Annotated in this window: 15 protein-coding genes; 8 read left to right on the top strand and 7 right to left on the bottom strand. The window is 37.3% G+C overall.

The features are described 5' to 3' along the window. Window positions 1–11 precede the first annotated feature (11 nt). The 6 genes from LB076_RS01180 to LB076_RS01155 all read right to left on the bottom strand — a co-directional run bounded on the left by LB076_RS01180 (window position 12) and on the right by LB076_RS01155 (window position 6,874). Window positions 12–986 (bottom strand): OmpH family outer membrane protein, encoded by a 975-nt coding sequence (locus LB076_RS01180; RefSeq protein ID WP_066336005.1) that lies wholly within the window; start codon window positions 984–986, stop codon window positions 12–14. Between the two features lie 34 nt (window positions 987–1,020). Beyond that, window positions 1,021–3,747 carry a BamA/OMP85 family outer membrane protein gene (locus LB076_RS01175; RefSeq protein WP_066336007.1) on the bottom strand — a complete coding sequence of 909 codons (2,727 nt, stop codon included), beginning with the start codon at window positions 3,745–3,747 and terminating at the stop codon, window positions 1,021–1,023. After that, a complete protein-coding gene (gene uppS / locus LB076_RS01170) occupies window positions 3,680–4,420 on the bottom strand; it encodes an undecaprenyl pyrophosphate synthase (RefSeq protein ID WP_066336009.1) in 741 nt (246 codons plus the stop codon). Before uppS ends, LB076_RS01175 begins: the two co-directional genes overlap by 68 nt. A 4-nt stretch (window positions 4,421–4,424) precedes the next feature. Then, complete coding sequence (gene porG / locus LB076_RS01165) at window positions 4,425–5,108, bottom strand: type IX secretion system protein PorG (protein WP_066336012.1); 684 nt, start codon at window positions 5,106–5,108, stop codon at window positions 4,425–4,427. Between the two features lie 174 nt (window positions 5,109–5,282). After that, window positions 5,283–6,167 carry an NAD kinase gene (locus LB076_RS01160; RefSeq protein WP_066336016.1) on the bottom strand — a complete coding sequence of 295 codons (885 nt, stop codon included), beginning with the start codon at window positions 6,165–6,167 and terminating at the stop codon, window positions 5,283–5,285. Between the two features lie 50 nt (window positions 6,168–6,217). Then, a complete protein-coding gene (locus LB076_RS01155; RefSeq protein ID WP_066336018.1) occupies window positions 6,218–6,874 on the bottom strand; it encodes a CBS domain-containing protein in 657 nt (218 codons plus the stop codon). A 115-nt stretch (window positions 6,875–6,989) separates the two neighbouring features. Between LB076_RS01155 and LB076_RS01150 the strand changes: the two genes are divergently transcribed. The 3 genes from LB076_RS01150 to LB076_RS01140 all read left to right on the top strand — a co-directional run bounded on the left by LB076_RS01150 (window position 6,990) and on the right by LB076_RS01140 (window position 11,110). Next, window positions 6,990–7,703: a pyridoxine 5'-phosphate synthase gene (locus LB076_RS01150; protein ID WP_066336020.1), complete on the top strand. Its 714-nt coding sequence runs from the start codon at window positions 6,990–6,992 to the stop codon at window positions 7,701–7,703. Window positions 7,704–7,957: 254 nt separating this feature from the next. Then, window positions 7,958–10,249: a TonB-dependent receptor gene (locus tag LB076_RS01145; RefSeq protein ID WP_232505667.1), complete on the top strand. Its 2,292-nt coding sequence runs from the start codon at window positions 7,958–7,960 to the stop codon at window positions 10,247–10,249. 21 nt (window positions 10,250–10,270) lie between these two features. Continuing rightward, on the top strand, window positions 10,271–11,110 hold the full coding sequence (locus LB076_RS01140; RefSeq protein WP_232505666.1) for a DUF4249 domain-containing protein: 840 nt from the start codon (window positions 10,271–10,273) through the stop codon (window positions 11,108–11,110). 54 nt (window positions 11,111–11,164) lie between these two features. Here the strand turns inward: LB076_RS01140 and LB076_RS01135 are convergent, their stop codons facing one another. Continuing rightward, window positions 11,165–12,532 (bottom strand): hypothetical protein, encoded by a 1,368-nt coding sequence (locus LB076_RS01135; protein WP_066336027.1) that lies wholly within the window; start codon window positions 12,530–12,532, stop codon window positions 11,165–11,167. Window positions 12,533–12,732: 200 nt separating this feature from the next. On the opposite strand from LB076_RS01135, the gene LB076_RS01130 reads away from it, so the two are divergent. The 5 genes from LB076_RS01130 (at window position 12,733) to LB076_RS14110 (ending at window position 16,380) form a co-directional block, all read left to right on the top strand. Then, window positions 12,733–13,497 (top strand): alpha/beta fold hydrolase, encoded by a 765-nt coding sequence (locus tag LB076_RS01130; RefSeq protein ID WP_066336029.1) that lies wholly within the window; start codon window positions 12,733–12,735, stop codon window positions 13,495–13,497. Between the two features lie 34 nt (window positions 13,498–13,531). Then, complete coding sequence (locus tag LB076_RS01125) at window positions 13,532–13,876, top strand: phage holin family protein (protein WP_066336035.1); 345 nt, start codon at window positions 13,532–13,534, stop codon at window positions 13,874–13,876. Between the two features lie 96 nt (window positions 13,877–13,972). Beyond that, window positions 13,973–14,344 (top strand): hypothetical protein, encoded by a 372-nt coding sequence (locus LB076_RS01120; RefSeq protein WP_066336037.1) that lies wholly within the window; start codon window positions 13,973–13,975, stop codon window positions 14,342–14,344. A gap of 132 nt (window positions 14,345–14,476) precedes the next feature. After that, on the top strand, window positions 14,477–15,049 hold the full coding sequence (locus LB076_RS01115; RefSeq protein ID WP_066336039.1) for a DUF3347 domain-containing protein: 573 nt from the start codon (window positions 14,477–14,479) through the stop codon (window positions 15,047–15,049). A 50-nt stretch (window positions 15,050–15,099) separates the two neighbouring features. Beyond that, window positions 15,100–16,380 (top strand): efflux RND transporter permease subunit, encoded by a 1,281-nt coding sequence (locus tag LB076_RS14110; RefSeq protein ID WP_066336046.1) that lies wholly within the window; start codon window positions 15,100–15,102, stop codon window positions 16,378–16,380. Window position 16,381: the final 1 nt, after the last annotated feature.

The raw sequence follows: 16,381 nt of genomic DNA, 5'->3' as shown, positions 1-16,381 counted from the left end.
TAATTTTTTGTTTATTTAGCGTTTTTGATTGAGTCTCTTTGTATGCGTATTTTATTTTGACGCTCCTCTAGTGCTTTTTTACGGTCTTCTAGAATTTTTGTGCGTTGTTCTAATTTTGCCGCTTTTGCTTCTTCCAGTTTTTGTTGTGCAGCATTATTGGATAATTTGGTTGCGTCTTCTTGCTTGTTGCTAGTGCTGGTTGCTGTATTGGTATTTGCAGAAACCGTGCCATTTTTTTGTGCTTCTCTATCTGCTAGCATTTTTGCTCTACGATCTTCGTATTCTTTACGTTTTTGTTCTTGTGCGGCTTTTCTTTCTTCAATGATTTTGTCTCTTGCCGCTTTTTTCTCTTCTAATGCTTTTTGTCTTTCGGACAAAAATTCGTTGTCAGCTACGGTATCCTCTTTGTTTTCTTTTGCTTCTTGATCGGCAAGTTGTTTTTTGGTAAGCTGTTCTCTTTTGTCTGCTCTAGTTAGCAGGCGCAATACTTGGTCACTGATGTCAAATCTTTGGGCGGCAAAGAGCATGGTTAAATCCGAAGATTTGTCAAAGATAAAATCAAATTTCTTGGCTTCGGCTATATCTTGAACTGCTGTAAAAACTTGGTCTTGTATTGGTTTGGTTATTTGTGCTTTTTGGAGCATCAAATCCCCATTAATTCCAAACCTTTTTTGTTGGTAGTCTAACATCTCTTGTTCAAGAAATTTTATTTCGGCTTCTCGTTCTTCAATTAAGTTTTTTGTTAATAAGGCTTTTTCTGCTTTTAAAGCGTCTTTGATTTTATTGATTTCTATTTTTTTGGATTCAATGTCTTGCTTCCATTTTTGTACCTTTTGTTCTAACTGTACGGTTGCTTCAGAATAGTTAGGTACATTTTGCAAAATATACTCCATGTCAATGTAGCCTATTTTGGTGCCTCTAGCTTGCGAATGTACTTGTTTGCTAGCAAGTAGCACTAAAAGTATACATAAAAAATGTTTTCTCATAACTTTATAGTATTAGAAAATGGTTAATCCGTTCTTAGAACTGCTGCCCTATGATAAAATGCGTCTCCCATTTTTTGGGCTGGGTTTGTCCAAGAGGCAATTTGTCAAAAGCGTGTCCGAAATCAATACCTAATAATCCAAAAGCAGGCATGAATACACGTAGACCTACTCCCGCAGAACGGCTTAAATCAAATGGGTTGTAGGTTTTAAAATCCAGATACGATGATCCTGCTTCTAAAAAGGCTAAAGCGTAGATAGACGCAGAGGATTTTAAGGTAATTGGATACCTTAGTTCTAAAGAGAATTTATTGTATACCGTGGCTCCAATTTGTTCTCCAGTGGCATTCATTGGGGTTAAAGAGTTGTTAGGGTATCCTCTTAGTTGCACCGTCTCGCGGCCATCCATAGAGTAGTTTGCTAAACCGTCTCCACCTACATAAAATCTTTCAAACGGTACCAATCCTCGGTCTTGGTTGTAGGCACCCATGAAACCAAATTCAGTTAATGTTTTTAATACTAGTTTGCCATACACTTTGGTATACCAGTCTGCTTTAAATTTAACCTTGTAGTATTCTAACCAGTTAAATTTCTTTTGGTCTACTATGGCTGCATCTGGAGCTGCTTCTTGATACGTGGCTACTTTGTTGCCTTGTGCGTCCAGATAAGATCCTTTTGGGATTACAACATTTCCAGCAGGATCAAAAACATCTATTTTGCTTTTTAATTTATATTCTTCTTTGTCTCCTAGAGTGGCATAATCTATCCCGTTAAGCAAGCTGTAAGGCGGAGTCATTTTTGCAGTAATGCTAAACTCTGAACCATAGGTTGGAAATATAGGGTTAACGCCTTTGTTATTGCGAGATAATCCTATGGTGTAAGCAAGGTTTCGGGAGGTTCCGTTTCCAAAGGTAAATAATCCAGTGTTGTAATTATTTAGGCTATAATGTTGGTAACTGATAGACTGTGATAGTACAAAAAAGTCGTCTGGCACCGTAAGTCTTTTAGCCAAACCAACAGATAACGTCAGGATGTCAAAACTCTTGCTTTTGTCCGCTTTTCGGGTTTGGAAGTTGTTTAAAAATTGGGTGCTATACGAAATGGATGAGCTAAATTGTACGGGTTTCTTTTGTCCGAACCAAGGCTCTGAAAAAGAGACGCTATAGGTTTGAAAAAAAGTACTTCCTTGTAAACGAAGCGATACTTTTTGACCATCTCCCATTGGTAATGGTTTGTAGGCTTCTTTATTAAAGAGGTTTCGTACCGAAAAATTATTAAACGAAAGCCCCAAAGTACCTATAAAGCCACCTCCGCCGTAACCACCTTGTAGTTCAATTTGGCTGGATCCTTTTTCGACCAATTGGTATTCAATATCTACCGTTCCTGCCGATGCATCTACACTTTTAAAGGAAGGATTAATGGCTTCGGGATCAAAGAATCCTAGTTGTCCAATTTCTCTAATGGTTCTAACTAATTCTTCTTTGCTGTATTTTTCTCCTGGTTTGGTTCGGAGTTCTCTATAAATAACCCGATCGTTAGTTTTGTCATTGCCCGTAACGGTAATTTTATTGAAATAAGCCAAAGGCCCTTCGGTTACACGGATTTCAAAATCAATGGTGTCGTTTGCTGTTTTTACCTCAACGGCGTTAATGTTAGAAAACAGATACCCATTATTTTGATATAAATTGGTTATATCTTGACCGTCTGGCTTGGATTTGTCCGCAATTCTTTTTTCTAGTAACACTCCGTTGTAGGTTTCTCCTTTTTTAACACCTAATATTCTGCTTAAATATTGGTCCGAATATACGGTATTGCCCAGAAATTTGATATTTCCGAAGTAGTATTTATTGCCTTCTTCTAATTGGACTTTTATGTCTAGTCCTTTTTTATCTTTATTGTAAGTTACAGAATCGGTTATAATACGAGCATCCCTGTAGCCTTTTTCTTTGTACTTGGCAACTACTTTTTCTAGATCGGCCTTGTATTTGTCTTTAATAAATTTAGAAGATTTAAAGATTCGGAATACTTTTTTTTGCTTGGTGTCTTTCATTGCTTTTTGCAAAGTTTTGTCAGAGAGTTTTTCGTTTCCTGCAAAAGCAATACTGTGGATCTTTATTTTTTCACCTTTATCTACACTAACCAATAGGTTTACTTCGTTGGTTGTTGTAGTGTCTTTGGTGGTGTTTATGTTTACTTTGGTGTTAAAGTAGCCTTCTTTTTTATATTTATTTTCAATATAATTTTTGGTGGTGGTAATTAAATTTTCGTTAACTACTTTATTTTTGGTTAGGTTGTTGTCTTTTATTAAGGCTTCAATTTTACCTTTTTTAACGCCAACAAATTTTACTTCTTTTAGTTTTGGAAGTTCTTTAATATCTAGATCTAGGTAGATGCTATCGTTTTCAATTCGGTTGATATAAAAAGATATCTCATCAAAGAGACCTAATTTTCCTAATTTTTTTATGGCACCGCTTATTTCTTCTCCCGGAACAGTGATTTCTTGTCCTTTTTGAAGTCCTGCAAAGGTCACTACCGTTTGCTCATTAAAGCTAATCTCGTTGGTCACGGCAACATTTGCCAATATGTATTTTTTTCCTTGGTCAAAAGGTACTCGTTCTTGGGCTTTGATTTGTGAAAAACTCCCTAGCAAAACTAAGGAAAGGACTGCTTTGATACTTTTATTCAACACTAAAATTTTATTTAATTTGTTCACTTGTTTTTCCAAATCTACGTTCTCTTTTTTGATAGCTAATAAGGGCCTCATATAAATTTTGTTCTTTAAAATCAGGCCATAAAACATCTGTAAAATACAATTCTGAATACGCTATTTGCCAAAGCAAAAAATTACTTATTCTATGTTCTCCACTTGTTCGGATTAATAAATCTACGTCTGGTAAATTTTGCGTGTAAAGATGCTGATTTATAATGGAATCGTCAATATCCTCCATTGAAATTATATTATTTTTAACTTTATAACTAATGTTCTTTACGGCATTTACGAGCTCTTCTCTAGATCCATAACTCAAGGCTAAGGTCAGTGTCATGCGGGTATTGTTTTGGGTTTTTTGCATGACATCCAACAATTCTTTTTGAGCGGATTCTGGCATTTTCTCTAAATTACCTATGGTATTGAGCCGGATGTTATTGTCTACCAAGGTAGGGAGTTCTTTTTTTAAAGACTTTATTAGGATCTTCATTAAAGTGTCTACTTCTAATTTTGGTCGGTTCCAGTTTTCTGTAGAGAAAGCGTATAGGGTTAGGTTTTGTATGCCTAATTTGGCGCAAGCTTTAATGATTACTTTTACAGATTTGGTGCCGTTTTCGTGGCCAAAGGCTCTTAATAAGCCTTGTTTTTTTGCCCAGCGTCCGTTTCCGTCCATAATAATGGCTAGATGGCTGGGTAGGTTTTCGGGATCTATATTCTCTAGTAAGTTCATTTTTTTATTTTACACAATAGCATGGTTTGGATCCAAAGGTGTAGGTTAGGGTTATACCTGAGAAAACATACCAGTCGTTATTATTTGTATTTCCAAATCTTATGTTTTTTAATCCATCATTGGTAGGATTGCTTCCGTCTATATCATCAGCAAAGGTGTATCTAGCACCTACCTCAAGACCCAGCACAAAGCGGCTATTTAAATTTGTTTTGATCCCTAGGGTGATCGGTATGGCTACGGTTCCATGTTCGGAATCGTATCTGGTTAGGTTGTTTACAAAAAACAATCCATCATATTGTGTGTACGTAAGGCCTGTATATAGGTATGGCGTAAATTGGTTGTCTAGTTTGCTTAGATCATATTCAAAGAAATTAAATTCAATCCCTACGGCTAGTTCTTTGACAGTGTTGTCAAAACGGTAGGCTCTTTGCTCTCTGCTCGGTTCTTTAGAATCCAAATCATTAGACGTTAGTTCCGATTGTGTGTAAGAGAGTCTAAAGGAATGTCTGGTGGTTTTGTTCCATTTGTAAAGCAATCCATAGGCCATTTTATTTGGAGCCACATAGGTTGTAGGGCCAATATCACCAATGTAGTTGCTACCGCCCAAAAACACCCCTAATTCGTGAATTTGAGAATACATAGACATGCTTAAAAAGAAACTTAGTAAAAGAGCGGAGAATTTATTCATAATGGTTTAAAAATTGCGTGCAAATATAATAATTATCACTACTAATCCATGCCCAATGCGTTAAATGTGCTTATTATTTTGAGAATAAACAATTTACCGGATCTAAATAGAATAGTTGTTTTTGTATAAACGAAAAAAAGCCTCTAATTATATACCGAGATGGAAATAAATAGATCAATTTCGTTTATCCTCACCCCAAAGTAGTTTGGATCGGAGGGTTTTTAAAAACGTTTCTTCGGGTATTTCAATCATGTTTATTTTAAAAGGGTTTTTTTTTATGGTCAATATAGATTCATTCTCTACCGAAGTAATTCTAGAATCTAGAGATACTAAATAATTTTCTTCTCTGCCAGAAACCCGTAATTCGATTTCTGTTTGGTCCGGGATGACCAATGGTCTTGCGTTTAAATTATGCGGCGCAATAGGAGTAATGACTAGGCTTTTTACATCCGGAGTTAGTATTGGTCCGCCGCAACTAAGGGAGTAGCCTGTAGATCCTGTAGGAGTAGACAAAATCAGTCCGTCTGCCCAGTACGAATTTAAAAACTCGCCATTAAGGTAGGTGTCTATGGTTATCATAGAGGCAGTGTCTTTACGACTTATAGAAATATCGTTCATGGCAAAATTAATATCCTGTAAAGCTGGATTTGGTGGATTGCACGTCAGACTCAACAAAGTTCTGGGCGAAATGGTGTATTTTTTGTCAATCACAAGTTGCAAAAATGTAGCAATATCTTCTTTTTGTACCGTTGCCAAAAAGCCCAATCTGCCGGCATTTACTCCCAAAATAGGAACGCCAGAATCTCTAACCAACGTAGCGGCTCTTAGAATAGTGCCATCGCCACCAATGCTAACCAATAAATCAAATGTTTGGTCTAATTCGGTGTAGGACGAGAAAGTTTGGTATTGTCTTTCAATTATTTGTTTGTCGTACAGCATTTCCAGAAAGTTGGATTCGATCACCAATTCGACATTGTTTTTATTAAAAAAAACAAAAATATCTTTAATAATAGGCTCGGTGCTGTTTTGATAATATTGACCGTAAATAGCTATTTTCATTGCGTTTGTAATCGTTTAAAAGAGGGTTAAATACTCCAATTGGTTGTTGCTTACATATTAAGATACCGGTCCAAATAATCCGAACGCTCTTTGAGATTGTTGATGTATTCGTCCTCATGGTGTTCTGAGGTGATTTCATAATTGTACCTTCTAAAGGTCTGAATGATCTCATTGATTGCTCCCAGACTAATTTTTAGAGTTACCTCAAAGGTATCCATAGTAGCCTCAGAGATAAACAATCCCAAAAGTTTGCCATTGTTGCTCTCCACAATTTGAGTGATTTGGCTCATAGAATAATCCAAAATTCCTTTTCTTACCTTAATAATTCTTCCGGGTTCTTTTAAAAAAGGCGTTTGATGAAAAAAGGACATAATATCCTCAATTTCATAATATCCTACATACGTATTACTGCTATCCAAAACCGGAATTAAATTAGCGTGGTTCTTGGCAAAAATTTCTAAAACTTCCAACCACGGCGATTCTGTTCTAGTAAAAAAAGTTTCTAGAGCATACCTATAATCCATAATTTTTTTGGCATCCTCAAACGTTTCCACATCTTCAGCAGACAAATTACCAATAAAAACCCCTTGATCCATTACAGGAAAGTGAGAACTATTTATTTCATTAAAAAAATCCTTCACAACCCCAACATACTCTTGGGAGTCAATGGCTTTAAAATCAGTAGTGATATAGTTTGTAATTTCCATATTTAGTAAATCCTCAATTTTTATGCAAAATAATCAAAAAAACACAAAAACCCCCACCTTTTACTTTGTATTTTTGTAGTCCATAAACCCATCGATATAACCAAAAAGTATTTCAATGACAAAGTTAAGTGTAAACATCAACAAAATAGCAACTTTACGCAACGCAAGAGGAGGCAATGTTCCTGATTTATTAAAAGTAGCCACCGATATTCAACGATTTGGAGCCCAAGGCATCACCATACACCCACGTCCAGACGAGCGACACATACGCTACCAAGACGCCCGAGACCTCAAAACAATAGTACATACAGAATACAACATAGAGGGCAACCCCCAACATAATTTTATAGACCTAGTGCTAGAGTGCCGGCCAGACCAAGTCACCCTAGTGCCCGATGCCATAGGCGCGCTCACCTCTTCGGCAGGCTGGGACACCATCCAGCACCAAGCCTATCTAACCGAAATGATCCAAGAATTTAAGCGCAACCAAATCCGGACCTCCATTTTTGTAGATCCCCAATTAGCCATCATCGAAGGAGCCCAAAAAACAGGTGCCGACCGCATAGAACTATACACCGAAGCCTTTGCGTACCAATACAGCCTAGGCAATCCCAAAGCCATAACCCCATACGTACAAGCAGCCATTTTGGCCAATGAGTTGGGTTTAGGCATCAATGCAGGCCACGATCTAAGTCTAGACAACATTGCTTTTTTTAAACAAAACATCCCAGGATTGCTAGAAGTCTCCATAGGCCACGCTCTAATAGCCGAAGCCTTGTACCTCGGTCTAGACAACGTAGTGAACATGTATCTGCAAAAACTAAAATAAAACCATAAGGGCGTGACCCGCTAAAAAAAGCGGGTCGGGCTATACCCTACAATCTTTTTTATCCTGTCGCTATCGCGCCAAGCTAAAAAAGGATTTTCGTTACTATCCCTCACGCAAGCCCACCATAAAACAACCTTTGCAAACCCCAAAATAAATCCCAAAATAAACCGCAATTAGCACCCAATTATAAGGCATCCATTTTATACAAAATAAAATTTAAAATGCTACCTTGGCTCTTTATTAAAAGCACGCTATTGAAAGCAGTAATACTCCCAACAGTTCTATTTTTTTGTAGTTTGATAGCTCTGGCACAAACAAAAATAACCCTAAGCGGGAGTGTCAAAAACCAAAACCAGCAAGCCCTCATAGGAGCCAATCTAAGCTTTTTGTCCAGCACCCACAGCTTTGCCACCAGTACAGATTCCGTAGGGCAGTACCAGCTTACTCTGCCAGCAGATTTTTATAGCATAGAAGTGCATTATGTAGGTTTTGTATCCCAGTATACCAATGCAACCTTTTCCCGAAAGGATAGTCTAAACTTCATTCTCAAAAAACAAAACAGCTTTCTCAACGAAGTAATTATACTAACCAGCCCCAAGAAAGCAATAGGCATTTTGTCCGGAAACAAGCTGACCTTTAGCCCTGCTAGCCTAAAAGCCGTGCCTTCTTTAATGGGGGTTACAGATATAAATAAAATACTGCAACTCACCCCAGGAGTACAAAACTCCGGAGATGCTAACGGATATCTATACATCAGAGGGAGTGATCCTGGCCACAATTTAATGCTGTATGCCAACGCTCCGATATATGGCATGGCGCATTTATTAGGTGTTTTTCCTTTTTATAATGGCGACCACATCCAAGAAGTACACTTGGATAAATCCAATACCAATCCCCAAAACGGCGGCAGACTAAGCGCTACGGTAGCGGTATTGCCCACCAAAAAACTCCCAACGGTATTTTCTGTCAAAGGCAATCTAGGTTTTTTGGCCTCACAAGCAACCATCGCGCTACCGATCTCCAAAACCACAGGGCTGTATCTCTCCGGCAGAAAAACCTACATTGACCAACTAGCAACACCGTTATTAGCACCTCCTAAACAGAACAACAAAAGCGACATAAAAGACTTAAAATACCATTTTGGAGATAGTAATGTAACCTTTATAGCGGCATTAGCTCCAAAACACAAACTAACTGTTGATGCATTTGTTAGTGGTGATGTTTTAAAAATAACCGATCCTGACCTAGCTCTCCACGCAAGTTTAAAATGGAACAATACCTTAATTTCGTCCTCATCACAGTGCCAAATAACCCCAAATACAGTCCTGACAAATACACTTTATTTTAGCCAGTATCAAAACAATTTAGAGCTAGAGCAAGCAACCGTACAGATGAACATCAAATCGTATGTTACCGATCTTGGTTTTTCGAGTGCGATTACGTATTGGGTTAACCACATCCCCTTTGAGTCAGGATTGCAGTATGCCAACCAACAATTGCAACCCCAAAAAATTACCGTCAACAACCTAACTACAGGTTCTATCCGTCCCCAAGAGGTGCATAATAAGGCAAATTCGGTATCTTTTTATACCAGCATGAAACCACAATTGATTAAAAACCTAACTGCTGAGCTTGGACTGCGCCTAAACTATTATAGCGCAGACCATCGCAAAACCACCTATTTGCATGCAGAGCCAAGGGTGTTGCTAAATTATAAAACACCACAAAACAATGCTCTCTTTGCTTCCTATACACGCAAAAATCAATACCTAAACCTTATCACAACCTCTAGTGTAGGAGTGCCTACAGATTTTTGGGTAGCAAGTACAGAGGGAGTTCCTGCACAATTTTCGGACGAATTTTCTGTTGGTTACAACCAAAAAATAAAATCCCAATGGGAGTGGTCTTTAAGCTCCTTTTATCGGACCATGAATAACTTGATTGAGTATCCGTATGGAGTGACTCAATTTAATGAAATTACTACCTTTAAGAACGATGTTTTAGTAGGCAAAGGCACGGCCTATGGTCTAGAGACAATGCTAAAAAAAGACGCTGGAAAGTTTAAAGGTTGGCTAAGTTATACCTTGAGTTGGGCTAACCGCCAGCTAGATCCGCTAAACAATGGTCAATCGTACTACGCCAAATACGATCGAAGACACAATCTAGCCGTGGTGGCTACCTATGATTTAAATTCAAAATGGGATTTTGGCATTACTCAAATCTTTAGCTCTGGCAACAGATTTACTACTCCTACCTCGTGGTATTTTATAAACAACAATCCCGTTAAAGAATACGGGAAATACAACAACGCACAAATGCCTAATTACCTGCGTACGGATTGGTCTGTCAATTATTATTTTATAAAAACAGCATCAAAAGAAAGTGCGCTTAATTTTTCGGTATACAATACATTTAATATTCAAAATCCCATTTATACCGTTTTGAATGTGGTTGTAGATCCAGACAAGCAAAAAATAGACGTTCAGCCCGAAAGAAAAACATTATACACCATTTTGCCATCCATTAGCTGGAGGTTCCAATTTTAAGTAGTTATGAAACAGTTTTTTATGTTTTTATTTTGCACTACCATTTTGGGGTGTCAACAAGATGATTTTGATTCCAGTAGCCGCATAGAGTCTAAGATTGTAGTGGATGGTTGGATTGAGGCAGAAGAGTATGCTCAGGTGATCTTGTCAAGTAGTATTCCGGTTTCGGCGGCAGTAGACTCTACCACTATTTTAAATCATGTAATTAGATCTGCGCGGGTTACGGTTTCGGATGGCGAAAATACAGAAGTATTAAGATTAAAAAGAAACCCGAATCGGATCCCGCCATTTGTTTACTATGGCAGTAGTATTGTTGGAAAATCTGGAAAAGAATATACTCTAAACATCGTCTATTTAGATCGTGTAATTAAAGCGGTCACTACCATACCTGCAACCGTTGCTCTAAAAAGTGCCACGTATGTCAAAAAAAAACCACAAGATACCACAGGCTATGTTTTTGTAGCATTTGAAGATCCTGTTTTAGAGAAAAATTATTACCAAATAACGACCAGAATTGATACAGAAGAGCCCATTTTTGTCCCAGCGTTTTACGGAAATTTAGATGACGCTAATTTTGTATCAAGCACCGTTACTATGCAGGTAAATAGGGGTGTTTTAGTTTTTCCTAAGACCAAATTTAAGCCTTATTTTACAGATGGAGATTTGATTTTTGTAAAATTAAAGACCTTAAATAAAGACGCGTATGATTTTTGGAATAGTTGGCAAAACGAAATTGTAAATGGCCGCAATCCGATATATCCAGCTAACACTAGTTTAAAATCCAACATAGAAGGCGGATTAGGGCTTTGGGCTGGTTACGGACAAAGTACTTTAGTGGTATATACACCTGCCAAAAAATAAAGCCGAACAGAGGAGTGTCTGTTCGGCTTTAAGAGGATTATTTTTTTAAAGGATTTATTTTTCAAAAGATTTTAAAAATTCTTCAAATTTCTTTTCTAGAGTATCAAACCCAGTAGAGAAATAAGCGCTCATTTCTACTTCGGTATTGTCATTAAACTTTAAATATAATGTTTCATCATAGTTTTGTGTAGTAACACTAGCTCCGTTATTCCAAGACCAATATCCTCCATTGGTGCTGTAAGAATTGGCAACCCATACTGGCAAAGAATTGGTTTGGCTATATCCTTTTTCAGAACGCATAACAACATCGGCTATTTTAGTTCCTTCTTTTTTAGACACCAAAATTAACTTCGTGTTTTTGTTGTAATTCGCTGCGTTGCCTTCTGAGAGTTTTAAATTATAACTATTTTTAGCGGTATAGTATGCTTTGAAATCTGCTTTTGGATCTGCATAGTCCGGAAAAGAAGGGTTTGTTAAGCTTTTTTCTAAAGCGGTTTCGCCATCGGCTAATCCAGCAAGATCTGTGTCTGCAACAATAATAAAGTTGTCCATCAGTTCCACTAATCCATTTGCTTTTCCTCGATAAGCTGTCAAGGCATCATCTTGCAATAACGCATCAATTTTTGCAGTACTTCCAAAATTATATTTAACTAGATTTTTATTTTTATACGTAAATGCAGATTGAGTAGAGTTGGAATCTCCTTTTTTGCCACTCATTTCGTAGGTGTAACCATCGCTTAAAACCATTTTAAAGCTAGATTCGTCTGGAGTTTCTTTTCCGTTTGAATAGGTGGCTTTGGTAGTAAAGATTGCAGCTTGTACATTATCTATAGTTAAGATAGCGTCTACAGAGGTTGGCAAGAAAATCTCATCATTTATATCCTGACTGTAAGTATAGGTGTCAAAATTCCATTGTCCGTAGGTGTCTATTATTTTTACCTTTACAGTAGATTCAACCGCTTTGGATACCAAAGTAGCATTGTTGGTTGTTTGGTTTGCTTTAGCCGGAAAAATAAATTTTAATTCCGAGCTAGAAGCCGTTTTGATCCATGCTTTGGTAGTGTTGTTCCAGGTATAAATCCCGTAAGTTCCAGCAACATTAAGGACGTCTGTTATTTGGTTGTTGTTTTTGTTATTAAAAATAGCAACAGAACTAACATTCAATAGGTTTTCTAAATTTTGAATGGCCTCAATAGCACCCGAAGTTTTAGAGTGGTCCATTTCAACGAGCATAGCATTGGCTTCTGCTTCCAATTTTACTTTTTGTTCTGCAGGAGTTAATTTAGAATAGGGTTGTTTTATCAAATTTGCAATTTGATCGTTCAAGCTTGCATTCTCCGGAAGTATTTCCGTATTGTCACTACTACAAGAAGTAGTAAATTGAGCTACGATAAGCCCTAATAGAACCAATTTTTTAATCATGATTTTGTTGTTTAAATGAAGCTATTTTAAGCGATTATTTTTTTGTATTAATATAAAAAAATACTTACAAAGTTAATCCAATTTTAAACAATTACAATACCCACTTTTGGTGATTTTTAGAATAATTAGTTTTGGTGCAAATGTGGTCAAATACTAATTCATTTGTTATCTTTGTTTCTCAATTTTAGTAAAAACAAACCATGTTGTATTCAAAAATAGAAGGCCAAGGAAAACCACTTTTGATCCTGCACGGATTTTTAGGTATGTCTGATAATTGGAAAACCATTGGCGTACAATTGGCAACAAACGGCTACCAAGTCCATTTGTTGGATTTGCGCAACCATGGGCGTAGCTTTCATTCGGAAGAATTTAGTTATCAATTAATGGTACAGGATATTTACGCATATTGCCAGGCACACGCCTTAAACAATATCGCCATTATAGGGCATTCTATGGGCGGCAAAACAGCCATGTTGTTTGCGACCACCTATCCTGAACTGGTTTGCAAATTGCTGGTTGCAGATATTGGACCTAAATTTTATCCGCAGCACCACCAAACCATTTTGGCAGGACTCAATGCAGTAGATTTTGGACAGAAACCAAGCCGCAGCACCGTAGAGGCTACTTTAGAGCACTATATAACAGATTTTGGAACGCGGCAGTTTTTGATGAAAAGTTTGTATTGGCAAGAGCCCAAGCAGTTGGCTTTTCGGTTTAATCTAGCGGTATTTAATAAAAAAATAGACGCCATAGGAGTTGCACTTCCAGAGGATGCACAGTATAACAAACTTACGTTGTTTATTCGAGGTGCAAACTCCGATTATATTCTAGATAAAGACATAGAGGGTATAAAGAAACATTTTCCAGAAGCAACCCTAGAGACCATAGCCAATGCAGGACATTGGTTGCATGCCGAAAACCCAAAACAATTTTATGAGGTAGCGCGTATTTTTTTAGAAAAATAAATCCAATAGTTAGTATAAATTAAAAAATAAAAATATGAAACTTCTCTTTAGAATGGTACTTACCTCAGCGTTAGTAATGCTGATTGCACATTTAATGACTGGGGTGCACGTTGCTAGTTTTACTACTGCTTTAGTTGTTGCGGTGGTCTTGGGTTTATTAAATATATTTATCAAACCCATATTGGTTCTTTTAACGCTTCCTATAACTTTTATTACCTTAGGGCTATTTTTGTTGGTAATCAATGGATTGATTATTATTTTGTGTGATGCTATAGTAGGTGGCTTTAGCGTAGATACGTTTTTTACGGCATTATTATTTAGTGTAGTGCTTTCGATTTCGCAATCACTAATGTATGCTCTTTTGGGAGATTTAAAGTAAGAAAAAATTGTGATTATAAATTATTAAAGCTATATTAACACACTTTTTAGATTAAACAGATAAGGTTTTGTTACTTTTGCTTTAAGTACAATATAAATGAAAAAAAATTCCATTATACTAATCCTTTTGATCGGCCTCTTTTTGATGCCAGCATCGGTATTGGCCTGTGGAACCAACTCTAACAAAAAGAATTCTTGTAATAAAGAAATGGCAGCTACCAAAGACACAAAAAGTTGCTGCCAAAAAACAACTACTTCTCAAAACAAGCCCACCAAAGGTTGTTCGGGCAAATGTGGTGGCGCTTTATGTAGTGTACCAGTACTAAATATAGCAATTGTAGCTGCTTTGCCTTTGGAGTTAAAAAAGCCAGTTTTTAATTTTGCGACCACAAAACACCAATTTTACCAATCCGTATCCTTTCCCCTAAAAGGATATGTTTCTATCTGGCTTATTCCTAAAATAGGCTAAATTCTTTTTTTGATAGCCCTTAGTGCGTCAAATTTTCAGTAAAACAATTCCATCCATTATCACTGCCATCCACCAATTACTACTCGTATTTTGGTTCGTTTGCGTGTATTTCAATTTTAAAAATTTTATCCTATGAAATCAATTCAAAAAACAGGGATTACCGCCGTTGTGGTATTATCCGTAATTATAAGTATGTCTTCTTGCAAAGATACTGCCACACGCACTACTTCCGTAAAAAAAACCGAAACTACAGCTCTAGCAAAGCGTGTGTCGTCTTTTTCTATTGCAGATATAGTAGCTTCTTACTTGGTTCTCAAAAACAAGCTTACACAAGAGGATGCTCAAGGAGCAAGCCAAGCCGCCCAAGCACTACAGCTTGCTTTTAAAAATGCCAATCCAAATAAAATAGAAGCAGAACACCAACAATCCTATACTACACTGTCCAAAGCAGCTGTAGCAGCTACAGAACAACTACTAGCCAATGGAGATGCAATTGCACTTCAGAGAAAAAATTTTGCAGACCTAAGCAAGCAAATGTATCTTTTGATCCAAATGTTTCCAACGTCTCAAAAGCTTTACCATGTTTATTGTCCGATGTATGATCAAGGAAAAAGCGGGTATTGGATAAGCGAAACCCAAGACATCCAAAATCCGTATTATGGATCCGAAATGCTAACATGCGGAAGCATACAGCAAGAATTATAAAACAATAGTCCTGCATTTAACACAAAAATATTTGTTTAACATACGCTATCATGGTTGAAAAATTAATATCATTTTCCTTAAAAAACAGAATGTTTGTTTTGCTGGTTGCTACCTTTTTGTTTGGTTGGGGGATATACAGTGTGCAACAAAACCCTATCGATGCCATTCCGGATTTGTCCGAAAATCAGGTAATTGTATTTACAGAATGGATGGGCAGAAGTCCACAGTTGATAGAAGACCAGGTCACCTATCCTTTGGTTTCTAACTTGCAGGGCATCCCCAAGGTCAAAAACATCCGTGCGTCGTCCATGTTCGGAATGAGTTTTGTTTATGTCATTTTTGAGGATGCAGTAGATCCCTACTGGGCTAGAACTCGGGTAGTAGAGCGACTAAATTTTGCCCAAAGATTATTGCCTCAAAACGCAGTACCTACACTCGGACCAGATGGTACAGGAGTGGGCCATATTTTTTGGTACCATTTAGAGACGAACACTATGGATTTGGGCGAGCAGCGCGCACTGCAAGATTGGTACATAAAATTTGCACTACAAACTGTTCCGGGAGTTGCTGAGGTAGCTTCCTTTGGTGGTTTTGAAAAACAATACCAGCTAGTTTTAGATCCTTTAAAAATGCAATACTACAACGTTAGTATGGACCAAGTAATGAAGGCCGTGCAAGCCAACAATAACGATGTAGGAGGTCGGAAGTTTGAAATGAGTGACAGATCCTATATCATTAGAGGGTTAGGATACCTACAAAACAGCACAGACATTGAAGAAATTGCCCTTAAAAATTACAATTCGGTTCCGGTAAAAGTACGCGATATTGGATCTGTACAAATGGGAGGAGATTTGCGTTTAGGTATTTTTGATGCGGACGGCAAAGGCGAAGTTGTAGGAGGTATTGTAGTGATGCGCTCCGGCGAAAATGCCAATAAAGTAATTCAAGGAGTCCAACAAAAGATGCAAGAAATTCAAAAAGGGTTGCCCGAAGGAGTACGCTTTAAAACCTCTTATGACCGAAGCGAATTGATAGAAAAAGCAATAGCATCCGTTAAGGGCACCCTGCTAGAAGAGATGCTTGTGGTTTCTCTTATTGTTTTGTTGTTTCTTTTTCATGGGCGTAGTGCTCTTATTATTTTGATACAATTGCCTATTTCGGTAGCAATAGGATTTGTTTTATTACAAGCGTTTGGAATATCGTCTAACATTATGTCCTTAACCGGTATCGCCTTGGCAATAGGAGTGGTGGTAGATGACGGAATTGTAATGGTAGAAAATGCCTACCGGAGTATTTCAGAAAGACAACAAGAACTGGATACAAATCAATAAG

The sequence above is a fragment of the Flavobacterium crassostreae genome, from assembly GCF_001831475.1.
In the GTDB taxonomy this organism is placed as follows: Bacteria; Bacteroidota; Bacteroidia; order Flavobacteriales; family Flavobacteriaceae; genus Flavobacterium; species Flavobacterium crassostreae.
Note: the sequence above shows the minus strand (reverse complement) of the source record. Positions and strands in the feature narration are given on the sequence as shown.